Here is a 23,222-nt window from a genome sequence, read left to right as displayed (position 1 = left end):
TTGTGATCTTCCACCTCAACCAGTGGAATCATGCCGATGCCCGTGATCATGATCGTGTGAATGGTCATGGCTGTGATCATGACTGTGATCATGGGCATGCGGACGTGCGACCGACTCACTCACTTTTCGCGTTTCAAGCGGAGCAACGCGGGTCACCTGACCCCGATCGAAGGCGGCCGTCGCTGCGCGATAAATCTCTCGCAGGGAGTTTCCGCTCGACTGGGCCAGACGGGCACAGTCCTCAAACTCTGGCGAGAACTCCGCACCCCCCTCCGCCAGCCATGCCACCTTCCCCAGCACGGGACCAAAATCGGTCAGGACGGTATGCGGCTGACGGGAGCGAATCGAACGTTGCAGCGTCTGCTGTCGAACTCCCAGCGTCCCCGTTTCACGAAAAAGAATCTGCTCCAGCTGTTCCACCCGTTGAGGAGGAGACAACACGCTGAGCACCGTCCCCGGGCGGTTCTTCTTCATTTGAACGGAAGTGGAATAGACCTCCAGAGCCCCCGCCGCCAGCAGCTGTTCCTTCGCATACCCGATGATCTCCGCGCTGACATGATCCAGGTTTGTCTCCAGCAGGCAGACCTGTTCCTTCCCCGCAGCGAGTGCGCGTTGCCCGACGAACAGTCGCAGGATATTGGCCCGGTCCGGCAGATCCATGCTCCCGGCGCCACTGCCGATGCCTTCGATGGTCATCTCGGGGATTGGCCCGAATCGATCAGCCAGCACTCGTACGATGGCCGCCCCGGTCGGCGTGGTCAGCTCCGCTTCCACCGGAAGATTCCGAAGGGGAATTCCTTTCAGCAATTCAGCCGTTCCGGGAGTGGGAATCGCGCAGATCCCATGATCGATACGAACGTGCCCCTGCCCGGTGGGAATCGGACCACAGACCACTTCGTCCGCTCCGAGCAGGTCGAAGCCGATCGCAACTCCCACGATGTCGACAATGGAGTCGATGGCTCCGACTTCGTGAAAATGAATGTGGTCAATGTCCGAACCGTGCACCCGGGCTTCGGCTTCGCCCACCGCAGTAAAGATGCGGATGGCGAGTTCACGCTGGCTGGAAGTCAATGCGGAGGCGAGTTCAATCAGATTGACGATGTCCGAGAGATGTCGATGAGCATGCTGTTCAGGATGTTCGACCCGGACAGATCGGGCCCGAAAACAGCTCTTCATCACTTCGGTGACCCGCAACTGCACACCAGGCAATCCAAGCGAAGCGATCCCTTCGCGAATCGCCTGTTCAGCAACACCGGCATCGATCAGGGCAGCCAGCGTCATGTCGCCGCTGATCCCTGTCGCGCATTCCAGGTAAGCCGTCTTCATGAATCTTCCACAAGGAAAACGAACTTTGAAATCGAAACAGGAATATTGAAACGCAGAGAACGCCGAGTCCGCTGAGAAGATAAAGAGATTCTCAGGGTTTTCACTGCGTACTTTGCGCCCTCTGCGTTTCTATCTCTTTATGAAATGCAAACCGTTTCAAAATTTGTGCTACGGATTTGCTTTAAGCGGGGTAAAGCAACTCTTCGGTCAGCCGCTGGACTTCCCCCTGTCGGTTGACGCAGGCCAGCACGCTTCGACCTGTCGCGACCAGTTCTTCACCGCGACGAACTTCGTAATCGTGGATCAGCTTGGCCCCGGTCCACTGAGTCAGCTGAACCCGCAGTGTCAGCTCATCGTCATAGCGGGCCGGCCGTTTGTATTTGCACTCAATGCTGACCACAACAAAGAAGAAGCCCCGTTCTTCCATCGCGCGGTAGTCACCGCCGCGGGAGCGAAACAGCTCCGTCCTCGCAATCTCGAAGAAGTTGATGTAGTTGGCATGATGAAGGAATCCCATGGCATCCGTTTCCGAGTACCGAACGCGAATGGGAATCTCGTACCAGTCAGAAAGTTCCTTCTCAGTCATGCCATCCTGCTGCAGTTCAACGTTTTCAATTCAACATTCCAGAAGCATCGGCACGGACAGCCATTCACTTTCAGACCGCAGATGCCGAACGCCTGGTTTTACTTTTTCATCGATCCCTGTTGCCGGGCGAGTGCCAGAATTTCTGCTGTACTTCCGGGACGGGACAGAGCCGGTTTCTTGCTGGCCGCAGGCGCCGGAGTAGAAACCGGTTCTGGCTCTGCTGCCGGTGCTGGGGCTTTTGGCGCTTCTGCCACAGGTGCTGGTGCTGCGGCGGCAGCTCCCGCTGCTCCCTGTTGACGGGCCAGTTCCAGGGGAGAGAGTTTGTTGGCAGGGGCAGCTCCTCCCCCGGCCCCCTGCTGACGCGCGAGTTCCAGCGGCGACAGCTTTTTGGCAGCTCCGGCGTCCGCTTTGGGAGCGGCTGTGGCTTTCGCGGGCGCGGGTTTGGCCTCCGCTGCCGGCTTCTCGTGTTTGGGCGCCTTCGGCTGCGGGGCAGCAACGGTTTTCAGAAATGCGGGATCGATGTCGTACCAGCTGATATCGACCGGACCATCGAACTGCACCAGAGCCCGGCCGTTCATGTTCACTGTCTTGACCTGACCGGTCAGTCCGGAAAAACGCCGGAGTTCCGGGACTCCCTCCTGCACGACAACGTATTTGTCGGTCAATTCACGTTTCAGTCTCTCTGATTGGGCGATCGACATGAATTGCTCTCTTCAAGTGGAACCGCCTGGCCCCTGATGAATCAGCGACAGCCGTGACGGAACTTCGACAGGTGCGACGGGCTTGAAAACTGCGATCGGCAGATGTTGATGATTCTTGACCACCCACTCCGGGAATTCAAGGTCAGCGAGCCAGCTTCTCTCCTGTGAGGATCGGCATCTGAGGCCCCAAACCCAGGAATTGAGGATTTCTTACCGCGAAGGCGCGAAGGTCGCGAAGTGTTTCCGCAGCTCCAAGCGTCAGGAACATGCGATGACGGACAATGATCTTCTCTCTGCGACCTTCGCGACTTCGCGGTGAGATCTTCATCCAAATGCCCGAACGACTTTCCCTTTCAGGCGTCTTTTCGAGATTCTGGATCTTCCAGTCCCGGGTCTTTCGCTTCAGCAGGAAGGGGTGGCTGAGACGTCGCTTCCATGGGTGCGGCATGTCCGGATTCGGTCCGCACCCGTACCGGAGAGATTCCCCGCCGCAGCGTCGTCCGCATATCGTCCAGCGAGACTTCGCGGTTTGTGAAGTACTTGAACTGGGCGGCTGCCTGACGCACGAACATTTCCACACCGCTCACAGCAATACAGCCATGCTCACGAGCTTCCTTGAGGAACAGCGTGTTCTCCGGGTTGTAAACCGTATCGAACGCGACCATGCCGTCCCGGAACCAGTACTGTTCGAATGGACTGGCATTCATCTCCGGAGACATGCCGAGCGGAGTGCAGTTGACGACGACATCTGCTGGCATCGCGCCCCGGTTGGCCCAGGTCACGAACTGGCATTTCAGTTCTTCCGCGAGCTTGGTACCGCGATCTTTGGATCGGTTGGCCAGCATCACCACAGCACCGGCCTTGGAAGCCCCCAGGCCGATGGCCCGTGCAGCTCCGCCGGCCCCCAGAATCAGAACCCGTTTGCCGCTTAAAGAGGAATCCCCTTTCTGCGCCAGACCGAGTTGAATGCTGTCCATGGCAGCAGCGTAGTCGGTGTTGGCAGCACACCATCGACCCTGAGCATCCTTGAACAAAGTGTTCGCTGCACCGATTTCCTGAGACGCCTCGTCAACCCGTTCGGCGAATTTGAGTGCTGCCTGCTTGTGCGGAATCGTGACGCTGAAGCCTCGCATCCCCAGTGAAGCGTAGGCCTTCAGGGTCGCTTCGAATTCCTCGGGAGGAACCCGCAGCGGAAGATAGACCGCATTGAGTTTCAATCGCTTGAAGGCCGCGTTGTGCAGCAGCGGACTCCAGCTGTGCCCGATTGGATCCCCCAGCACCCCAAAGACCGCGGTTTGGGCGTTGATCTCATCGAAGCGGTACAGCTTCTTCATTTCATCGAACGGCAGCTGGCCTGGAGCCATGACCCGTTCTTTGCTGAACGTGCAGTAGGTGAACGGAGCACCGAACTTCCCGCAGAGAATGCGGCTGACGATTCCGTACTCGCCCATGCAGAACGCGACTGTCGGAACCTTGGCCCCCTTGATGAGATTGAGCACGCGGACATTGTCGAGAGGCGAATTTGCCATCGTGACCACTTTCACGACGTCCGCATCTAGCTGGCACATCCGCTCGTGAATCTCTTCGATATCGTCGGGAGTCTTCTCGAAGTTGTGGTAGCTGACGATTCGCTTCGTCTTGCCGAAACGAGGAATCTTCGCCGCCAGATCCTCTTCGATATCGACGTATTCGACCCCGGATCCGATGGCCTGGCGAAGGAGAATCTGCCGCTCTTCTTCCGAGCCGGAGAAGCGTCCGCCGTCGACTTCCCGCCGACAGGTGATAATGGTGGCTGTGGGCCTGTCGCGGAGCAGGTCCCCCAGCCGCGGGGCACGGGCGATCCAGTCGAGTCGTAGTTCGACAAGCTCGGCCCCACGCTGCGCCAGGGCAGCATGCTCAGCGAGCATCATTCGATTTCGGGTTCGTCCGAGTGTAACGCAGATCATGAGGAGGCTTGGCCTCGGAGAGTTGAGGGTTGAGGGTTGAGGGTTGAGGGTTGTGGTTTCCCCACGACCCACTGATTCCATCCTACTCCACATCCACTTCGGTGTCGCGCAGGAACCGGGCAGCATCTTCTGGTGAAACGGGATTGATATAAAAACCGCTTCCCCATTCGAATCCGGCCACACGGCTCAGTCGCGGAAAGATCTCGATATGCCACAGGTAATGCGGCAGATTCTGACTCGAAAACGGTGCGGAATGCAGGACGAAATTGTACGGGGGATCATCCAGCCCGACTTCCAGCTTGGACAGAACGATCTTCATGACGCGGCCGAGATCTTCGATCATCGACTTGCTGATGTTCTCGTAATGGCTGGAGTGCTGTCGGGGAAGAATCCAGGTCTCGAACGGGAAACGGCTGGCGTAAGGACAGAAGACCACGAAGTGTTCGGTCTCCAGCACGATACGTTTCTCGGACGCCAGTTCCTGCTGGATCATGTCTTCGTAAATGCATCGACCGCGATAGTCGTAGAACTCCCGGGCACCATCGAGTTCTTCCTGAATGGCGATCGGGACGATGGGAGTCACGATCAGCTGAGAATGGCTGTGATCGAGTGACGCCCCTGCCCGGCTCCCTTTGTTTTTGAAGATGAGGCCGTGGACCAGACGGGGATCCCGTTTCAGGTCGACCAGCCGGTCGCGGTAAACCCAGAGGACTTCGCGGATGTTGTCCACGGAAAGCCGGGACATATTCGTTTCGCGATGCGGACATTCGATGATCACTTCATGAGCACCGATGCCGTTCATCTTGTCGTAGATGCCGTCGCCCCGTTTCTCCAGGGTCCCTTCGACCTGAACCGCCGGGAACTTGTTGGGAATGACGCGGACCCGCCAGCCGGGACCGTTGGGGACACCTCCATCGCGGTAGGCGAGAATTTCCGGTGTGGTCGCGTCTTCGTTCCCCGCGAGGAACGGGTCGAACGAGTCGCAGGTGATCGCATCTTCTTCGTAGAGAGTCTGTGGACGGCTCAGGCGATCGGGCGCAATGATGACCCATCGACCAACGATGGGATCCTTGCGCAGTTCCTGTTTTGTGCGGCCAGTGGTCATCAGATCTTTTCTGCTCGGAGGTGGCGGTGGCAGGGGTCCAATTTCAGCGATCCGTGGAAGCGCACATTTCCTGCTGAAAAGCTGGCGAGTCGACTCTTCGAAAAATAAAACGTGGGGCGAGCTGGGAATTTCGCCCCACGTATTCGAATCGACGACACTTCAGGTCGAAGAGATCGCACGAATTACGGAGCTGCCTTCGGCAGTTCACCGGCTTCGAGCAGATCGCCATAGGTCTTGCCGTCTCCGGCATCGCCCTTGGCAGCTTCATCGAGTGCCTTGCTCAGGTCTTCTTCACCCTTGACGTTCTTATCCCCCAGGGCCTTGCCCAGAGCCTTGCCGTAGTCGCTGAGGGTCTTCTTGTTCTTTCCACTTTCACCGTGGCAGACACCGCACTTGAGCTCCGAAGCCTTTTCAGCAACTTTGGAGTACTTTTCGGTGAAGGCTTTGAGGTACTGCGGGCGGGCGTCCGCCTGCTTGGGAGCGGACATGCACATGAATGCGCCGACCGCAATCAATACGACGAACAGGTTCAACTTCTTCATTCAACGTCCTCCAGGCTCAACGGTGATGACCTGATGGTTCCGCGCCTTTCCGGTCCCGACAGGGTGGGAAAGCGGTTTTCACTCTTGGCACAGATCTAACGTCACGAAACCATCAGTTGAAACACGATTAGAATTCGCTGATTTCAGGCTGTCAACACACAGGAAGTTTTGCCGCCTGCGTGTCCGCCCCAATTTGTTCCACAGCATTTTTAATGCCGACGGAGAGCCGAGAGCGAAGAGTCCAGAGTCGACAGCCAGAAATGCCCGAACGTTGAGGGTTAATTTTTTCCTCTCGACACTCAACTCTCGTCTCTCAACTCCCAAAAATACAAATCTTTCGCTTTTCCTAAGCGTCCCGTGCCCCTTCCAGGTAGGTGTAGCCCATCAGACTCTCTTCGTAGCACTTCACGAACTGCCCGGCCTGAACGTGGTTGATTCTTCCTTGCCGGACTGCGTTTTCCACATGCACCTGCACGCGGTCCATCAGGTTTTTCCCCTTGTACTGAACATAGTCCAGCACTTCGTAAATCGTTTCGCCCTTGATGATCGTCGACAGGATGACCTCGCCATCCTTCAGGTCGACGTGAACCGTGTTCGTGTCCCCAAACAGATTGTGCAAATCCCCCAGAATCTCCTGATACGCCCCGATCAGGAACGCTCCCAGGCAATAGGGCTCGTTATTGTAATCGTGGAGCATCAACGTCTTTTTGACGTCCCGGCGATCAATAAACGTGTCGATCTTGCCATCGGAGTCGCAAGTGATGTCGCACAACACCGCGTGACGGGTCGGTTGCTCCTTCAGCCGGTGAATCGGCATCACCGGGAACAGCTGTTTGATCGCCCAGCTGTCCGGCATCGACTGGAACAGCGAAAAGTTGCAGAAGAACAGGTCAGAGAGAAGCCGGTCGAGCCCCTGCAGCTCATCGGGAACATAGTCCAGCTCTTCGTTGATCTTGCGAATCTTGTGACAGATGGCGAAGAACAGATTCTCAGCCAGCACCCGCTGATCCAGCGGCAGATACCCGGTGCTGAAGAGATTCATCGTCATGTCCAGCGCCTGCTGGGCATCGTGGAAGCTCTCCAGAACGTTGCGGGGATTGACTCCCTGATATGTGCCCCATAGGTCGTGAAGCGGCTGTTCGAAGTTTTCAGGAATGGAGCTGGGGAGTTCGGAAAGCTCTCCCTGATGCGTCACTCCCAGCGTGCCGAAGACCAGCACGCTGTGAAACGCAGCCACAGCGCGACCACTTTCCGACATCAGATTCGGATGAGGGACTCCTGCTTCTTCACAGACCGTCAGCGTGTGATAAACGACGTCGTTGGCGTATTCCTGGAGCGTATAGTTCATGCTCGACTGGAAGTTGGTCTGCGAGCCGTCGTAGTCGACCCCCAGCCCGCCGCCGACGTCCAGATATTCCAGACCGGCCCCGCGGCGATGCAGATCCACGTACACGCGAATCGCTTCGTTGATCGCCGCCTTCACCTGCCGGATGTTCGTGATCTGGCTGCCGAGATGGAAATGCAGCAGCTTGAAGCAGTCTGCCATTCCCTCTTTCTCAAGCAGTTCCAGAGCTTTGAGAATTTCACTGACGGTAAGACCGAATTTGCTGCGATATCCCCCGGAAGACTGCCAGCGTCCTGCTCCGCGTGCAGCGAGTTTCACCCGCATTCCGATCTGCGGGCGGACTCCCAGCTTCTTGGCGAACTTCAGAATCCGTTCGAGCTCACTGAACTTTTCGACCACCGGAATGACCGTGCGGCCAATCTGCTGGGCCATCAGTGCCATCTCGATGAACTCATCGTCCTTGAAGCCATTACAGACGATGGGCATATGCGGTTCGGTCATGGCGATGACCGCCAGCAGTTCCGGCTTGCTTCCCGCTTCCAGACCGAAGCCGTATTCGCTGCCGTATTCGATGATCTTCTCGACCACTTCGCGCTGCTGATTCACCTTGATGGGATAAACGCAGGCGTATTTGCCCTTGTAATCGTGATCTTTGATCGCCTTGGCGAAGACGTCGTGAATCTCCCGCAGCCGCTCTTTGAGAATTCCGTTGAAGCGGACGAGGATGGGCAGATCCAGACCGCGCAATTCCAGTCGGTCGACCAGTTCTTTCAGGTCGATCGAGCTGTTGGGGTCTCGATTGGGGTGCACCTGGACCTGACCGTTCTTCCCGATGGAGAAAAACCCATTCCCCCAGCGGTCGATTTCATACTGGTCAATTGAGTCCGCCAGTGTCCACGTTGTGTTTGGATCCAGCATCGCAGCGCGCCACTTCAGTCCAGAAGAACAGAGATCGAATCCCGACTTCCAATAGGCCGGCATTCGCGGAATCGAGCATTGTTCCCGAAGTTTATTCGCCGGGAAAGGATGCACACCCAAAATTTACAGAAATTTCAGCCCGGGCGTCCGGCCAGTCCTGACTTGCGTTCTTTTCATCCGGGCCCGAATTCTCCCTGCTGGTGCAATTTCAAAATTGTGAGGAGTCTCACGGGCGATAATATGAACTTTCCTGCATAAGAAAGCCTGAATCTTTTAAAGACGGCCCGGCAGTCTCGCCTAAAATTCGTCTGGATCCGAATTCAGGGGCTCGAACATGTCAGAACGGCAGCACGAATTCTCTCCATCGCACCTCGACCACAAAGGGGTGGTCGTCCTGCTGCATGGACTCGGAGCCAACAGCTGGCTGATGATTCTCCTCGCCCATCGACTCCATCTGCAGGGATACCGGGTGGTGAACTGGGGATACTGGAGCTTCTGGCAGTCCCTGGGAAATCTCATCCCGGTCTTCGAGCAGCGGTTTCGAGCTCTGAATGACTCGCTTCCGCCGGGTACGCCACTGCACATCGTCGCCCACAGCATGGGGTCGATTATCACCCGGGCCGCGCTGGAGAATGTGGAACTCCCCACGCTGCAGCGAGTGGTGATGCTTTCCCCGCCGAATCGCGGCTCTCATGTGGCGACCATGGTGGGGCCATATCTCAGATGGCTTTCTCCGCTGGTCGACGAACTTGCGGATCGAGAAGACAGTTTTGTGAACCAGCTTCAGAGTCGGATTCATCCCGATGTGAAAGTCGGAGTGATCGCTGCGGAATGGGATTACGTCCTGCGGGAAGTGAGCACGCATCTGGACTGCGAGGCCGATCATATCACTCTCCCCAGCCGCCACAGCGGGCTGGTCCTCCGCCGTGCCGTCGCCGACCAGATCCTGTATTTCCTCGAGAACGGCCGCTTTCGCCGAGGAGCGGCCACTCCTCCGATTCTCGAGCAACTGGAATCGCAGGAACTGGAAACGTAAGGTAGGTGGAAAGGATTTCAGAGGCTCTCGGCAGTCCGAAAGCCGTTTCCCATGACGTTCGCGGAAAAACGATGAAACTCCATTCGCTGATTGCTTGCGCTGTTTTGCTTCTCGCTTCTCAGGCGTTTGCTGAACAAAAAGCGTCGCAGGATGGTCCCCCCGCGAAGCGGCGTTATCAGTTCCGGGCTGACCACGACCCGAACGGCCTGGGCAAGTTCTACCTCGGCCGGGAGATTGCCCGAGTCATGGGACATCAAGGAATTTCATGGCTGGAACGACCGGAGCGCGAACAGGAAGAAGGACTCACGCTGCTCGTGGAGAGTCTGCAGCTGGAACCGGGAATGACGGTTGCCGATATCGGCGCGGGTTCAGGAGTGATCAGCGTCCGCATGGCGGATCATGTCGGCCCTGACGGCAAAGTGATGGCGGTCGATATCCAGAAGGAGATGCTTCAGGCACTCGAAGTGAAGTGCAAAGGGCTGGGTGTCACAAATATTCAGGGTGTGCTGGGGACAACGCAGTCACCCAATCTGGATGATGAAAGTGTCGACCTGGCGGTCATGGTGGATGTGTACCATGAGTTCGATTTCCCTTACGAGATGCTGCATGCGATTTCGAAATCGTTGAAGCCGGGGGGCCGGATCGCGTTCGTCGAGTACCGTAAGGAAGACCCGACGATTCCGATCAAAGAAGTGCACAAGATGTCGGAAGCACAGGTAAAACGGGAAGCGAGCGAACCCGGTTTGAACCTGAGATGGGTCGAGACGCTGGAGAAGCTCCCCCGCCAGCACGTGATCATCTTCGAAAAGGTCGCACCGGCTGAAGAGAGCAAATGAATTCCGAAGCGACGTTGTCTCGAGGAGCAGTTCCGTCGGATTTTAACCACGGAAAGCACGGAACTCACGGAAGAACTTCACGACGATTCACTTATCGATCCTGCCCGAGGTTGAGTTAGACTCGCAGTTACCGAACTTCAGTCAGTAACAATTGTGATCACGCCGGGGGCATCGCGCTCCGCAAGAGAGCATTCAATCACGATTTCGCGTAAGTTTACGGTGCGGCGCTAACTCCCAACTTTCCGTGAATTCCGTGCTTTCCGTGGTTCCTCTTAAAACGAACTTACCGGAACGAATACTTCTGGTTCCGCCGATCGAAGTCCGCTGCGGTCAGTCCGAGGTTAGTCTTCACGTTCACGTACGTGTATTCCTCGACGAGTGGAGCTGGCTGGTTCGGCTGCTGGGGGAATCCGTAGTTCTCAATCCGGATCGGCAACCGGGACTGCTTCTCCAGGAAGATCCGGGTCATGTGAAACGGAAACTGCTTGCGGGGACGAGGGTGCGAGCTTTCGATCACTTCGCATTCTGCATTTCCCATTTTCGCTGCCGGGTAGAATTTGACGTCACATTCCCCGTACTTGGATTCGATCTCCCATTGTGTCAGCAGCAGTTCCAGCATTCGACGCATCCCCATATCGGTGATCAAGTGGCGGTTTTCTGCCATGACCTGAGGACTATCGACCGCCAGTGACACCGTTCCGACCAAAGAGGTCAGTCCGGTGGCTTCATGGACCAGCAGCTGATTGTCGTTCTGCCCCATAACGAAGAGAACTTCGCGCCCTGCATGAGGTTCTTCATAGAACAGGTAAATGCTGAACGGTTTTTCTTTAGTCCGCATCCGCATCCGCTGGCTGATCAACTGCCCGTTGATGAGCTCCTGCTTGATGACGGTCGCTTCATAGTCGTTCAGCTGCTGAACGACAGCGTAAGACTGCTTGACCAGATGCATCGCAGGGATGAGGGGATGTTCCTGCGGTTGAGAGGAGCCTTCCTCCTGCCCGGATGCTGATTGACCTACTCCTCCAGCCAGAAGAAGTGCGAAGAGTCCGAGAGTTGCCCATGAGGCCCCCCAAGGCTGCCGGATCATATTCATAACTCACTCCCTCTGCCCGCCAGCATGCCCGGTGTCCCAACCGGATCGACCCCTGAACTGCCTCAGGATGTCAATGAGGCCCCGCTGCTGCTGGGTGCCCTGACGAACAACTGCTGAATTTCAATGACATCACTTCCAGGTTTTCAGTGGACTCCAGATGGGTGGCCTGAGGCGAGAATCAGATGTCAGAAAAATTGCACGTTTGCTGCATTTCACTGACCTCTGCCCCCTCCCCTCTAACTCCTGATGTCCGTGAAGACTCGGAACCTTACTCAAAATGAACTATGGACTGATCAGTTTACGGACATCACGGGAGAACATGCGAGGGAGTGTCAGAGTCGAAAATCCGGAAACCCGAACTGATAAGTCATCTGCATGAGAATCGCCTGAACCGCGTGAAGATTTCAAGTCACGCGTCAAAAGCAGCGACCGCGACGCCCGCGGCGGTGCGGACTCGTTCGCCCAGACCCGGCAACACGTGGAGTGGGCATCGTTCCCCACGTGGTAGACCCCCGAGGAGAGTCCTTTCACCTGAAAGTGCCCCTCGGCATTGGTCTTTCCTGTCCAGACGACCTTCCGGTTCTGGACGATCGTCACTGTGGTGTCTTTCAAAACCTTTCCGAACGGATCGATCAGATATCCTTCGAGAACCGAGTCGCCGTTCAGCGAGACATCCATCACCGTTTCCTGAGGACGGGCCTGATGTCGTGGAGGGTCTGCACGTAGAGTCGCCACGCAGACCAGCAGCGCGAGCGAGCCTGAAAGTCGAAGCGAGATCAAAGTGCATCCTTTCATGGATTTCAACGATCACCAGTTCCGCAGATGATTGATGAGCTGGACGTCCATGTCCGGCAGACAGGCCCGCAGACGGTCGCTCAGGCGTCCCGGGGGATCTCCTGACTGCAATGCCTGCAGATATTCTTTGAGCTGTTGCTGCGCCGGTTCTGGTCCGTGCAGCAGAAAGTGTGTCCATCCCCAGCAGGCCCGGTAGTCCTCCCGGGTCAGGCTGTTGACGTCGTTCAATGCTTCCAGGGCAGGCAGATTCGGGGCCCATTCCAGTTCGATCTGTTCCCGCAGTTCCGCGAGATACGGATTGGAGTCGGCCCGGGTGTCGCCGGGAACTTCAAAGTATTCAGCAAGTCCTTCATCCAGCCACAGCGGAATCCGGGGGAGACATTCATGCAGGACAGCATGGGTGCATTCGTGCCGGATATCTTCGGCAAAGCCAGGATGGTGGCGGACATAGATCTGCCCCCCATCGGTCCCCTGCACGAAAACCGCCGTCCGGTTGGATGTGGCTGGAATCCGGGATTGCAGGAAGTCGAGATATGTTTCTCGCGACTTGAACAGGTTGACCTGAATGGGCTTTCCCGGCCCGCGCAGATTCAGTGTCGATTCGACATCCGCGCGGAGTCGAGCCATTTCGTGCAGTAAGTCCTGCCCTTGAATCTCTCCCAGCGGGATCTCGGAACGCAACTGAAACGTCCCGACCCGACCGTTCCGATCCCATTCCCCGGACGCAGACTGCCATGTCATCGGGAGCGCGACTCCCACGCCGGCCAAAGCCAGCATGACAATGACGTGACTGCGATAGGAACGAGTCAGACTCATGAAGTTTTCAGGAGGAGGAACGAGCGATGTAGCCCGCGTTGAAATGTCGCCATGCGATCAACACTCCGCATCACATCCGCAGGGAATTTCCACTGCAAACCTGTTGCCGAGCGCGCGTAAAAGCGGGACTTATCGCCAAAGTTTCCATTTCGGTCAACGTCGTTTTTTCACCGCTGGTGGAATGCTGCCGGAGCATGAAGGCCCCTTTCGACACTTATTGACTCAATTTTTAGGTCCCGCCTATACTCCGCCGCCACTTCAAATGGTCCTCCAGAATTCAACGGGGCTCTCTCCTCAAACTGACACCTGCAAAAAGTTTTGCGACACGGATGGCCGCCGTGCTGCATCCCCCAAGCAGACCACCAGTCACGGGTGTGTGCCTCACTAAACCTTCCCATTCTTTTTTCTTCGAACGGACTCCGCGTGTCGATTTCCCGACCGCATTACGCAGGATGCGTATGGGTCGTGCTGGCAGCTCTGCTCAGCACGCCTTCGCTGCTGCGCGCGCAGTCCGGAAACGAATCGACAGGCCACAGCTTCGCTGGAGCCATCCAATCCCGGCGCCCGCACCCGCTGACTTCCCGGGTGCCTGAAGTGGCCCCCATCAAAACCAGCGCGGATTACTGCGCCCGCTTCAAGGATGGCGATGAAACGGTTCTGATGCTCAGAGGCAACTGCCAGATTGAACATCGCGGAAAGGTGTGGCACGCTCCGCTGATGGTGCTCTGGGAAATCTCTCCACCTGACTCCGAAGTCAAACAGGTGATCGCTTACCTGGAAACGTCTTCGGAATTCGCTGCCACCGCGCATTCCGCTGACCATCGCGAACAGCGGCCGTTCCATCTCGTCGATCTGGAGACCGACAGCCTGATCGAGTTCACCGGTCGCAAGCCGGAAGACCTGCCTGGCACGCTGCAGGATCCCGCTTACATCCGCGCTCGCAAGAAGCGTTCAGATTCAAGAAGCAACCTGCAGCTCACGCAGTACACGCTCGAAGCCCCCAGCCAGTCGATGTCATTCCTTCCCGCACCGACGGATCGAATTCGTCAGCGGGTCACCATTGCTCCCAAGTTCCTCGGCGGCAAGATCGAAGCCAAAGGCGAGATCTCAGAAGGTTCGATCCCCGCTGAATATGTCATCACCATCACCGGCGGTGTGAACATCGTCGTTGACAATGTTCCGTTGCAGGTGGCGAGCGGACAGACGGTCTTATCAAGAATCGACCTCACCGCCGATCGAGCAGTGATCTGGACCGACGCCAATCACATCGGCGAACTGGGAGGATTTGAAATCGATGCGAATACTCCTTTCCAGGTCTATCTGGAAGGGAGCATCGTGGTCAGGCAGGGAAGCAACGACATCCGCGCCACCCACGCATATTACGACATCAATCAGCATCGCGGGTTGACGATGAATACCGAGATCCGCAGCCTGCTGCCGGATCTGCAGGGAAGCCTGCGACTGCGGGCGGCTGAAGTTCGGCAGAACTCCGACACCAGCTTCCACGCGAAGGATGCTTACTTCACCACCAGCGAATTCGGAAGTCCGAAGTATCGAGTGCAGGCCAGCGACATCTTCCTCGAACAGCGCCCCTCGGGAAATCCAGCAGACATCAATCCCGTCACGGGAGAACCGGAGGGAGGGACGTTCTTCGCAACCAGCTTGAACAACGTCGTCTTCGTGGGTGACTATCCGATCTTCGCAGCACCTTATTTGAGCGGTGTGGCGGAAGATCCCCACATTCCATTACGCCGATTAAATGCCGGCTGGTCCGGGATGTTCGGAGCCACCATCGAAACCGCCTGGGACATGCAGTCACTGCTGGGGTTGAATCTCCCCTCGACGGTCGACTGGCAGTTGCAGGCGGATTATCTGTCTGAGCGTGGTCCAGCCATCGGAACACGAGGGCTCTTCGAACTCGACACCGATCTCTTCGGCATGCCGGTCCATAAAGAGGGCTGGGGCCAGATCTACTACATCAACGACCACGGCCTCGATAATCTGGGTCTGGGTCGACGCGATCTGGCGTTCCCGAACGACAACCGCGGCCGGGCCGTCTTCCGCGATCGGACCTATTTCGGCGAGAACACCTGGCTGCAGGCAGAAATCGGAACCGTCTTCAATGACGACCGTAACTTCATGGAGCAGTATTTCGAGCACGAATGGGATACCCAGAAAGATCTCGAAAACGCCCTCTTCCTGAATCATCAGGTCGACAACTTCACCGCCAGCCTGCTGGGAACGGCAACCACCAACGAATTCAATGACGAAACCAGCTGGCTCCCCAAGAGTGACCTGACCCTGCTGGGACAACCGCTCTTTGGCAGCCCGGTCATCTGGAGTCAGCATTCATCCGTCGGCTACGGAATTCTGAACCGTGCCCAGACGCCGCCCGATGCGAACGACCCCTTCACTCCGCTACCCTACTTCGCGGATGTCGAAGGGACCGTGGCGATGACACGGCATCAGCTCAACCTGCCGTTCGATGTCGGTCCGGTGCACGTCAATCCGTATGCCTTGGGAGAACTTGCTTACTGGGAACAGAACCTGAACGCTGAAAGCCAGGGGCGGGCGTACGGAAAGGTCGGTTTCAATGCCAGCATCGAGTTCGCCAAGTACATGCCGCAGGTCCGCAATTCGATTCTCGGCCTCAACGGCCTCGCCCATAAAGTGGTCTACGATTTCGAATACTTCTACGCCCAGTCCTCAGCAGACTTGAACGACATCGCCCAGTACAACGCGTTCGACGAGAACGCTCAGGAACGATTCCGCGAACGTCTGCTTCCGGTAGAATTTGGTCTCCCCACTCTGCCGGCACAGTTCGATCCCCGGTTTTATGCGGTCCGGTCCGGAGCAGGAAGTTCCGTGACAGCCCCTTATCACGAACTGGTCGACGACATGCAGGTGATGTCCGTGAATATGCGACATCGCTGGCAGACCAAAGTCGGTCCACCTGATGTACAGCGTATTGTCGACTGGATGGAACTGGACCTGGGGACTTCGATCTTCCCGAACGGAAACGAAGATAACTTCGGCGAGACCTTCGGACTGGTCAACGGTCGCTATGCCTGGCACGTCAGTCCGCGGACTTCCTTCCTGGCGAATGCCGTGACCGACTTCTTCTCAGGCGGACAGAAGGTCTGGAACGTCGGCGTTCTGCATCAGCGTGGAGGACGTGGAAGTGCCTACCTGGGCTACCGCAACGTCGAAGTCGGTCCGATCGACAGTAAGCTCATCACCGGCAGCTTCTCTTACGTAATGAGCCCCAACCTGTACGTGATGACAGCCGCTGCCCAGTACGACGTGGCAGAAGGGCTGGGACGAGGCGAATCGTTGACGATCACCCGCATCGGCGAGTTCTTCCTGCTGCATATGGGTGTCGGTTACGACCGCAGCCGGAACGTGATGGGAGCCGCTCTGTCGGTCGAACCCAAGTTCGGTAGCTACGGCAGCAGCTCGGTCCAGCTGAACAGTCTTCTGGGAATCCGTTAAATCCAGGTTGAGAGTTGAGCGTTCAGATACAAGAATAGGGGGATTGTATACACAAGGTTTGGCCGGCTGCTGAAAGTTCGAATGTCTCTCTATCGGGTCGAGGGCTTCGGATGCCGGAGGATCGGTGAGCGGGACCAGGTTCAGCCGAACATGCCTGAGTGACAAAATTGAGCAACATCGGCGGGCCGTCGAATTAGGTGTCCTGGAGTCTCTCGTCCTTCAAGCAACTCAGGTTTCGGAGCAATGTCCGCCAGAATCGAACCGAAGCTCCTGCGAAAACTGAATGAACGCCGTGTTCTGGAGCTGATTCAACAGCAGGGTCCGCTTTCACGTGCCGCGATCTCCCGCCTCTCAGGCCTCAGTGCTCCGACCATCTCCAAAGCAGTGGCCTCGCTTCTGGATGTCGGCCTGCTGGAGGAATCCGATGCACAAAGCTCGACGTTCGGTCGTCCAGCAAAACTGATTCGACTGGCAATGGTGAATGCCTGTGTCCTGGGAGTGGTCATCGAACCGGACCTGTGCTGGATCGTGGCAGCCAGTCTCGACGGTCAACTCGACACAACCCGCACCTGTGTCTTTAACACCCCCGAAAGTTACACGGAGCTGCTGGACAAGATCGAATTGGAACTGCGGGCTCTGAAAGACACGCTGCAAAGTGAAGTCCGCGGGATCGGGATGACGGTGCCGGGATTGAAGCATCAGTCGCGGGAGGAAGTTCTGTTCTCCCCGAACCTGCACATTCTCGACGGCAAAACCCCCGGGAAGGATATTGCTGCGAGAATGGAAATCCAGTGTGTCGTCCTGCAGGAATCACACGCCCTGTGCGTCGGTGAGCGGATGTTTGGAGACGCTCAGGGACAGGACAATTTCGCCATGCTGGATATCAGCACCGGTCTGGGTCTAGGGGTCATGAGCGGGGGGCGTATCCTGACAGGCCACAGCGGACTCGCTGGCGAGCTCGGGCATATGACCGTCGATCCACAAGGGATGGTCTGCGGCTGCGGCAACCGGGGATGCCTGGAAACGCTGGCGACGGATGCCGCTTTGGCCCGTTCGATTTCACTGCGACTGGGCCGGAATGTCGAAATCAGCGAAGCGGTTCAGTCGATACGGGGGGGAGAACTGGATGCCGCTGTCGAACTGGAACAGGTGGCAGAATATCTGGCGATCGCATTCGCAGCGGTGATCAATATCTTCAATCCGAGTGCATTGTTCGTGCACGGCGTACTCTTCTCTGCGACAGACGAACTGTTCCCTCGGGTACTCGGTCTGACTCAGCAGCGCGCCTTGAAACCTTCGCTCGCTGAGTGCCGGATCGTGCAGGCACGCGGGAGCAAGCGTCACGCGGCTGTCGCGGGGATCATCCAGCACCTGACGCAGTCCTGGGCGCCGACACTGTCTTAAAAACGGTTTAGCCACACATTGGAAATGTGTGGCTAAACCAGTTTGGTCTATCATGTGCAGGCGATTCAGGGTTTTCACCGCATGAAAGTCCATATGATCGCCTGCGGAACGTAATAGATTATTGGCGAAACCGCTCTAAACCGCTTTCCTTGTCGGTCACAGACAGATTTCTTAGCACGGGGAGCGATGGAAATGGATGTGCTTCCACTTCCCGCCCACTCGCTGCCAGATCCGGGTTTCATCAGAGCAGACAGAGACCGGAGCGCCACTGGCGTCCAGCTTCTGCACGATCCGGGCGTAGCAGACGATCCCCACGTCTCCGATCACGCGGACGCTTGGTGAGCTGGCGGTCGACAGACGGGGAGTCCCGTTCCCCGGGAGATCGAAATAAAATTTGTGAAACGGCAATCCTGCCACCAGATGCCCTTCCGCTTCCGGCTCGAAGCAGGTGATCTGGTCATCGCAGAGTTCGGCATACGCTGCCCAGTCTCCGGCATCGATGGTCTTGAGCAGTTTCAGGGAGATTTCCAGCAGTTCTTTTTCCGGAGTCGACATGGGTCTATCAATGTTTCTGAAGAGTAAAAATTGAGGATCGGCAGCCTCAGAATCCCCGCCGGATTCGTCAGCTGACGAGTGGAATAGGTGTCACAAGTTCGGTTGCGTTTGTCAAATCAAGGCAGATCCTTCACAATCCAGATCCATTCTGTATTTCCCTCCTCCCCTTCGGGGATCTTCCATTGGCACGTCACGGAATTCATGATGAAGAAAAATGCCGTTAAATCTGCTTTGAAAGCGGGTCAGCCGCAGATTGGAACCTGGCTTTCCCTGGGCGATCTGAATGCCACCCGGATGTTGGCACGGACCGGACTGAACTACCTGACGGTCGACCTGGAACATTCCCCGATCGACTGGAGTCAGGCGGGAATGCTCTTTGCCGCCATCGCGGAAGCCGGATGCATTCCCCTGGCCCGCGTTCCGGAAGGGCGACACGATCATATCAAGCGCGTGTTGGATGCGGGAGCCTATGGAATTATTGTCCCCATGGTGGAAACAGTGGAACAGGCGAAAGCCTGCATCGCTGCCGCCAAATATCCTCCGACCGGAAACCGGTCCCTGGGGGGATCACTGCACGCCATCAACTTCGAAGCGACCCCCTCGGAGTACTACCGGAACGCCGACAACGAGATCCTGGTCGTCCTGCAGACCGAATCTCCCAAGGGGGTTGAAAATGCCGAGGAGATCTACAGCCTTCCGGGAGTCGACGCCATCTTTGTCGGTCCCAATGACCTGCGAGCCCAGATGCGCACCCCCGATGGCAAGGATCCGACGCTCGATGATTTCGAAGCAATGCTTCAGCGGATTCTGGAAGCGGGACGAAAAACAGGAACTCCCGTCGGTCTGCACGTCATGACTGTCGAAGATGTGAAGTTCCGCATCGGGCAGGGCTGGAGATTTCTGGCGATCGGCAGCGAACTTTCGATGCTGTTGACGGAAGCACAGCGAGTCGTTTCCAGCCTCAACCTGACTCCGGGAACCCGGAATCTCGCGAAATACTGAACGTCGGAAACTCGGCTTATTTCACGCGGCTCCAGCGCATTCCCAAACGGACGGAAAGCTCCTTTTCCTCACCATTGCGGCTGATCCTGATGCTGACGGAGCGCCCCGGGGGCTCCTCTCCCACCAGACCGATGAGCTGGTCAATGTCCGCAACCGGGACATTCTGGAAGGAGAGCAGAACATCTCCTTGCTTCAATCCGTCCCGTTCCGCCGGGGTTCCGGGTTCGACGACCTGAATCAGCAGGCCCTCTCCGGAGTCCGCAGGTCTGCCGCCGATCCCCAGGTAGGCTCCGCTGTGACTTTTGAAGTCTTCGCCCGCCAGCATGCGACTCCAGTCCCGCGAAAATGCAGACTGGGGAACATGAAAGTTGTACTTCGTGCTCTCTCCGATTCGGGTGTTGATGCCGATGACATCGCCTCGCATATTGAAAAGTGGCCCTCCCGAGTCTCCTCCGACGAGTTCGCAGTCGGTCTGAATCAGCCAGTCGTTCTCTTCAATCACCCGTCCCAGTCGCAAGACCAGTCCGCGGTCCCGTTGATATCCGCCGGGATGCCCCAGCGTCAGACACCAGTCTCCCGGCCGGATTGACTCTTCCGAAAGTCTGCGATGCGGCCAGTCCTTGCGGCTGGACTCGATGCGAACCATCGAGCCGTCAAGAGTTGTATTCCGCCCCAGCGTTCGGCCTTCATACTCCTTACCATCGGAAGTCACAATCAGAACCGGCTTCCCGGGAGGGCCGGTCACATGCGCTGCCGAAAGGATGAGACCATCGGCAGAGACAATGACTCCGCTCCCCTGAGCGCGGCCGATTCTCAGATTGACCGTGCACTCAGTCAGCTGCGGAACCAGTTGAACAACGTGCGTCTGGATCGCCTTCAAGTCTTCGACGGAGGTGGGGACAGATCGCGAAAACGCTTCCGGCAGCGGTTCCCGATTCTCCTGGGCATCCGCTTCCTTTGTCGGTTGTTCAGCAACTTCCCGAGAGTGTGCCGAGTCCACTGTCAGCAGACTGATCATCCCTGCTGAGAGCACACAGATGCTCCAGAAGGTAAGTTGGACCGAATTGAGGAACGCTGAAAAACGCATGACTGTTCCGTGATCGAAGATCAGACCAGAATCGGCAGTGCCCTGAATTTTAACCCCTTGCCCCGGACGCCGTCTCCTGCAATCGGGAAATTTCCTCAGGAGTCGATGTGGGAATTTCGCTCCGTCACACGGTGTCGAGCTCCTGCAGACGCCCCTGAAGGAATCTCCGTTCAGGTTCCTGACGGGCCAGTTCCAGTGCTCGTCGATAAGACGCCCGTGCCTCTTCCGTCCGATTGAGACGGCGGCACAGGTCACCCCGGGCCGCGTGTGCCAGATGGTAATTCTCCAGCGTTCCGCCCGCGAGAATCTCATCAATCAGGGTCAGCCCTGCCTGGGGACCGTCTCGCATCGCTACCGCCACGGAACGATTCAGCTCCACAATGGGGGACGGCTCAGCGAGCTTCAGGAGATCATAGATCTCGATGATGCGGCTCCAGTTTGTTTCTTCAGGAGTTGCTGCTCGGGCATGAACTCCCGCAATCGCAGCCTGCATGGCATAAGAACCAATCTCTCCTCCAGCGAAAGCGCGCTCGACCAGCTCCGTCCCCTCAGCAATGAATGACTGATTCCACAGACTGCGGTCCTGATGTTCCAGAAGGACGAGATCTCCATCCGGAGTCGATCGGGCAGCTCGGCGAGATTCCTGTAAGAGCATCAATCCCAGCAGCCCCAGGCATTCTGGATCGGGCAGCAGTTCCACCAGCATGCGACCCAGTCGAATAGCCTCCAGCGAAAGGTCGCTGCGAGTGACTGAGTTCCCCGAGGAGGCATAATACCCTTCATTGAAAACCAGATAGATCACCGAGAGCACCGAGTCCAGCCGTTCAGGAAGATCCTTTCGAACAGGGACTTCGTATGGGATCCCCGCATCGCGAATCTTCGCCTTTCCCCGCACGATCCGCTGGGCGATCGTTGCGGGGGCAGAAAGAAAGGCCCGGGCAATCTCTTCCGTCTGTAACCCGCACACTTCGCGAAGCGTCAGGGCCACCTGAGTCTCCGGCGCCAGCGCGGGATGACAGCAGGTGAAGATCAACCGCAGCTGGTCGTCTTCAACCCCTTCTTCAAGTTTCGAATCTGAAGACCAGGTTTCCTGGTCGAGCCGGTTGGCGATGTCGGCCAGAGTCGCATCGAACTTGGTGCGTCGACGCATGGCATCGATCGCCTTGAATCGACCAGTCGAGACCAACCACGCACGCGGCTTCTCAGGGATCCCTTCCCGCTGCCAGCTTTCCACAGCGGCTGCAAAGGCATCATGCATGGCTTCTTCGGCAAGATTGAAATCGCCCAGCAGTCGTACCAGCGTTGCAAAGACCCGCCGCGACTCCGCCCGATAGATTTCATCAACTGTCGAGAGAATCGTTCTGGCAGAATCGGTCATCGTGCGGCAGTCCGTTAATAGCGTGTTCTGATAACTGTAGTCCACCGTCCGGAAGTGCGGAAGAATCAAGGCTTCGCAGCCGATTCTCCATCGGGCAAGCTCTTTCCGAATTGCAGTTCTGCGGGTTGTCAGAAATGGAAATCGGACCGGTTTTTTGCCTTTCCCGCAGCCCTCGCTCCTACAATTCCGTTACCGCAAATGCCCGACAGACAGTTCGGGCGAGAGAGGAGCAATACCATGATTGCTAAAAACAATTTCTACACGTTCTTGAGTGGTGGTGAAGCGTCTGACGTACAGCCACCCCGGAAGCCACAGCTGGACGACACCCTGGTTCTGGACGCCTATTCCCAGGCCGTCGTCAACGTCGTCGATGCCGTTTCTCCGGCAGTCATTAGTGTCACACATCGCCCTGGGGATCCCCCAACAGGATCTGGCTCAGGTTTTCTGATTACTCCCGACGGATATGCGATTACGAACAGCCACGTTGTGGACGGTCGACACCGTCTGCTCGCGGAGACCAATGAAGGGGACCGTGTCGACGTCGACGTCATCGGTGATGACCCTGCGACGGACATTGCCTTGCTGCGGCTCGCATCCCGGGATCTGCCCTACGCGGAACTGGGAAACTCGGAAACACTGCGCGTGGGACAGCTGGTGATTGCGATGGGAAGTCCGCTCGGCCTGCAGTCCACGGTGTCGACCGGAGTGGTCAGCGCCCTGGGAAGAAGCATGCGCGGTCAGGACGGTCGTCTGATTGACAATGTGGTGCAGCACGCTGCCCCCATCAATCCTGGAAATTCCGGCGGTCCGCTGCTGGACTCGCGGGGCCGGGTCGTGGGAGTCAACACAGCGATCATCGCGTTTGCACAGGGACTCGGATTCGCAGTCCCCAGCAAAACTGCCGAATGGGTGGTCCATGAAGTCCTGGCCCACGGTCGGGTGCGTCGCCGTCAGCTGGGAATCATTGCCGGCTTGCGCCGAATTCCACCGGCACAGATGCGGGAACTGGACCTGCTGTCGGATGAAGCTGTCGAGATCATTGAAGTCTCGCCGGACGGTCCGGCCGCTCAGGTCGGTCTGCAGGCGGGGGATCTGCTGATCGCCATCAACGATCGACTGATCAGCAGCCTGGACGACATCTATCGACTGCTCTCCCTGTTCCCGTTGACGATGCCTCTGGAGATCACCGCTATCCGGGATGACGAGAAGCTGCGGGTTGTGATCGCTGCATGATCTGCGGGATCCCGGAGAGTGTCTGA

19 protein-coding genes are annotated in these 23,222 nt (G+C 57.2%); 6 read left to right on the top strand and 13 right to left on the bottom strand.

Features of this window, described 5'->3' with window-relative positions; genetic code table 11:
* Nucleotides 1–15: 15 nt before the first annotated feature.
* The 7 genes from larC to speA all read right to left on the bottom strand — a co-directional run bounded on the left by larC (nt 16) and on the right by speA (nt 8,469).
* A complete protein-coding gene (gene larC / locus SH661x_RS04550; RefSeq protein ID WP_437228437.1) occupies nt 16–1,326 on the bottom strand; it encodes a nickel pincer cofactor biosynthesis protein LarC in 1,311 nt (436 codons plus the stop codon).
* 181 nt (nt 1,327–1,507) lie between these two features.
* Complete coding sequence (locus SH661x_RS04545) at nt 1,508–1,912, bottom strand: acyl-CoA thioesterase (protein WP_437228435.1); 405 nt, start codon at nt 1,910–1,912, stop codon at nt 1,508–1,510.
* Nucleotides 1,913–2,010: 98 nt separating this feature from the next.
* Nucleotides 2,011–2,613: a hypothetical protein gene (locus SH661x_RS04540; protein WP_437228433.1), complete on the bottom strand. Its 603-nt coding sequence runs from the start codon at nt 2,611–2,613 to the stop codon at nt 2,011–2,013.
* 353 nt (nt 2,614–2,966) lie between these two features.
* Nucleotides 2,967–4,559: a shikimate dehydrogenase gene (gene aroE / locus SH661x_RS04535; protein ID WP_437228431.1), complete on the bottom strand. Its 1,593-nt coding sequence runs from the start codon at nt 4,557–4,559 to the stop codon at nt 2,967–2,969.
* A gap of 82 nt (nt 4,560–4,641) precedes the next feature.
* Complete coding sequence (gene galT, locus SH661x_RS04530; RefSeq protein WP_437228429.1) at nt 4,642–5,664, bottom strand: galactose-1-phosphate uridylyltransferase; 1,023 nt, start codon at nt 5,662–5,664, stop codon at nt 4,642–4,644.
* 182 nt (nt 5,665–5,846) lie between these two features.
* Nucleotides 5,847–6,206 (bottom strand): hypothetical protein, encoded by a 360-nt coding sequence (locus SH661x_RS04525; RefSeq protein WP_437228427.1) that lies wholly within the window; start codon nt 6,204–6,206, stop codon nt 5,847–5,849.
* A 346-nt stretch (nt 6,207–6,552) separates the two neighbouring features.
* A complete protein-coding gene (gene speA, locus SH661x_RS04520) occupies nt 6,553–8,469 on the bottom strand; it encodes a biosynthetic arginine decarboxylase (protein WP_437228425.1) in 1,917 nt (638 codons plus the stop codon).
* Nucleotides 8,470–8,803: 334 nt separating this feature from the next.
* Between speA and SH661x_RS04515 the strand changes: the two genes are divergently transcribed.
* Together SH661x_RS04515 and SH661x_RS04510 are read left to right on the top strand one after the other, a co-directional pair.
* Nucleotides 8,804–9,505, top strand: a complete 702-nt coding sequence (locus tag SH661x_RS04515) for an esterase/lipase family protein (RefSeq protein ID WP_437228423.1) — start codon at nt 8,804–8,806, stop codon at nt 9,503–9,505.
* A gap of 71 nt (nt 9,506–9,576) precedes the next feature.
* Nucleotides 9,577–10,341, top strand: coding sequence for a class I SAM-dependent methyltransferase (locus SH661x_RS04510; protein WP_437228421.1), 765 nt, complete (start codon nt 9,577–9,579; stop codon nt 10,339–10,341).
* 283 nt (nt 10,342–10,624) lie between these two features.
* Here the strand turns inward: SH661x_RS04510 and SH661x_RS04505 are convergent, their stop codons facing one another.
* The 3 genes from SH661x_RS04505 to SH661x_RS04495 all read right to left on the bottom strand — a co-directional run bounded on the left by SH661x_RS04505 (nt 10,625) and on the right by SH661x_RS04495 (nt 13,045).
* The gene (locus SH661x_RS04505; RefSeq protein WP_437228419.1) at nt 10,625–11,434 is read right to left on the bottom strand and encodes a DUF1571 domain-containing protein; all 810 of its coding nucleotides are present in this window, start codon (nt 11,432–11,434) and stop codon (nt 10,625–10,627) included.
* A gap of 282 nt (nt 11,435–11,716) precedes the next feature.
* Nucleotides 11,717–12,229, bottom strand: coding sequence for a carboxypeptidase-like regulatory domain-containing protein (locus SH661x_RS04500; protein WP_437228417.1), 513 nt, complete (start codon nt 12,227–12,229; stop codon nt 11,717–11,719).
* 12 nt (nt 12,230–12,241) lie between these two features.
* Nucleotides 12,242–13,045, bottom strand: a complete 804-nt coding sequence (locus tag SH661x_RS04495) for a hypothetical protein (RefSeq protein WP_437228415.1) — start codon at nt 13,043–13,045, stop codon at nt 12,242–12,244.
* Between the two features lie 423 nt (nt 13,046–13,468).
* Here SH661x_RS04495 and SH661x_RS04490 point away from each other — a divergent pair, with 423 nt between their 5' ends.
* Nucleotides 13,469–16,537: a hypothetical protein gene (locus tag SH661x_RS04490; protein WP_437228413.1), complete on the top strand. Its 3,069-nt coding sequence runs from the start codon at nt 13,469–13,471 to the stop codon at nt 16,535–16,537.
* 243 nt (nt 16,538–16,780) lie between these two features.
* The gene (locus SH661x_RS04485; RefSeq protein ID WP_437228411.1) at nt 16,781–17,941 is read left to right on the top strand and encodes an ROK family protein; all 1,161 of its coding nucleotides are present in this window, start codon (nt 16,781–16,783) and stop codon (nt 17,939–17,941) included.
* Between the two features lie 171 nt (nt 17,942–18,112).
* Here SH661x_RS04485 and SH661x_RS04480 read toward each other — a convergent pair whose 3' ends face one another.
* Complete coding sequence (locus SH661x_RS04480) at nt 18,113–18,496, bottom strand: DUF4440 domain-containing protein (RefSeq protein WP_437228409.1); 384 nt, start codon at nt 18,494–18,496, stop codon at nt 18,113–18,115.
* Nucleotides 18,497–18,700: 204 nt separating this feature from the next.
* On the opposite strand from SH661x_RS04480, the gene SH661x_RS04475 reads away from it, so the two are divergent.
* Entirely contained in the window at nt 18,701–19,498 is a 798-nt protein-coding gene (locus SH661x_RS04475) for an HpcH/HpaI aldolase family protein (protein WP_437231169.1), read from the top strand.
* 16 nt (nt 19,499–19,514) lie between these two features.
* Here SH661x_RS04475 and SH661x_RS04470 read toward each other — a convergent pair whose 3' ends face one another.
* Together SH661x_RS04470 and SH661x_RS04465 are read right to left on the bottom strand one after the other, a co-directional pair.
* Nucleotides 19,515–20,585 (bottom strand): S1C family serine protease, encoded by a 1,071-nt coding sequence (locus SH661x_RS04470; RefSeq protein WP_437228407.1) that lies wholly within the window; start codon nt 20,583–20,585, stop codon nt 19,515–19,517.
* 124 nt (nt 20,586–20,709) lie between these two features.
* On the bottom strand, nt 20,710–21,963 hold the full coding sequence (locus SH661x_RS04465; RefSeq protein WP_437228405.1) for an RNA polymerase sigma factor: 1,254 nt from the start codon (nt 21,961–21,963) through the stop codon (nt 20,710–20,712).
* A 237-nt stretch (nt 21,964–22,200) separates the two neighbouring features.
* Here SH661x_RS04465 and SH661x_RS04460 point away from each other — a divergent pair, with 237 nt between their 5' ends.
* Nucleotides 22,201–23,196: a S1C family serine protease gene (locus tag SH661x_RS04460; RefSeq protein WP_437228403.1), complete on the top strand. Its 996-nt coding sequence runs from the start codon at nt 22,201–22,203 to the stop codon at nt 23,194–23,196.
* The last annotated feature ends 26 nt before the right edge of the window (nt 23,197–23,222 follow it).

Origin of the sequence: Planctomicrobium stercoris (genome assembly GCF_051465655.1) — a bacterium.
Taxonomy (GTDB): Bacteria; Planctomycetota; Planctomycetia; order Planctomycetales; family Planctomycetaceae; genus Planctomicrobium.
Note: the sequence above shows the minus strand (reverse complement) of the source record. Positions and strands in the feature narration are given on the sequence as shown.

Bases quoted from the DNA above. Each gene is read 5' to 3' on its own strand.
- larC (WP_437228437.1), bottom strand. From the start codon at position 1,326: ATGAAGACGGCTTACCTGGAATGCGCGACAGGGATCAGCGGCGACATG.
- SH661x_RS04545 (WP_437228435.1), bottom strand. From the start codon at position 1,912: ATGACTGAGAAGGAACTTTCTGACTGGTACGAGATTCCCATTCGCGTT.
- SH661x_RS04540 (WP_437228433.1), bottom strand. From the start codon at position 2,613: ATGTCGATCGCCCAATCAGAGAGACTGAAACGTGAATTGACCGACAAA.
- aroE (WP_437228431.1), bottom strand. From the start codon at position 4,559: ATGATCTGCGTTACACTCGGACGAACCCGAAATCGAATGATGCTCGCT.
- galT (WP_437228429.1), bottom strand. From the start codon at position 5,664: ATGACCACTGGCCGCACAAAACAGGAACTGCGCAAGGATCCCATCGTT.
- SH661x_RS04525 (WP_437228427.1), bottom strand. From the start codon at position 6,206: ATGAAGAAGTTGAACCTGTTCGTCGTATTGATTGCGGTCGGCGCATTC.
- speA (WP_437228425.1), bottom strand. From the start codon at position 8,469: ATGCTGGATCCAAACACAACGTGGACACTGGCGGACTCAATTGACCAG.
- SH661x_RS04515 (WP_437228423.1), top strand. From the start codon at position 8,804: ATGTCAGAACGGCAGCACGAATTCTCTCCATCGCACCTCGACCACAAA.
- SH661x_RS04510 (WP_437228421.1), top strand. From the start codon at position 9,577: ATGAAACTCCATTCGCTGATTGCTTGCGCTGTTTTGCTTCTCGCTTCT.
- SH661x_RS04505 (WP_437228419.1), bottom strand. From the start codon at position 11,434: ATGAATATGATCCGGCAGCCTTGGGGGGCCTCATGGGCAACTCTCGGA.
- SH661x_RS04500 (WP_437228417.1), bottom strand. From the start codon at position 12,229: ATGAAAGGATGCACTTTGATCTCGCTTCGACTTTCAGGCTCGCTCGCG.
- SH661x_RS04495 (WP_437228415.1), bottom strand. From the start codon at position 13,045: ATGAGTCTGACTCGTTCCTATCGCAGTCACGTCATTGTCATGCTGGCT.
- SH661x_RS04485 (WP_437228411.1), top strand. From the start codon at position 16,781: ATGTCCGCCAGAATCGAACCGAAGCTCCTGCGAAAACTGAATGAACGC.
- SH661x_RS04480 (WP_437228409.1), bottom strand. From the start codon at position 18,496: ATGTCGACTCCGGAAAAAGAACTGCTGGAAATCTCCCTGAAACTGCTC.
- SH661x_RS04475 (WP_437231169.1), top strand. From the start codon at position 18,701: ATGAAGAAAAATGCCGTTAAATCTGCTTTGAAAGCGGGTCAGCCGCAG.
- SH661x_RS04470 (WP_437228407.1), bottom strand. From the start codon at position 20,585: ATGCGTTTTTCAGCGTTCCTCAATTCGGTCCAACTTACCTTCTGGAGC.
- SH661x_RS04465 (WP_437228405.1), bottom strand. From the start codon at position 21,963: ATGACCGATTCTGCCAGAACGATTCTCTCGACAGTTGATGAAATCTAT.
- SH661x_RS04460 (WP_437228403.1), top strand. From the start codon at position 22,201: ATGATTGCTAAAAACAATTTCTACACGTTCTTGAGTGGTGGTGAAGCG.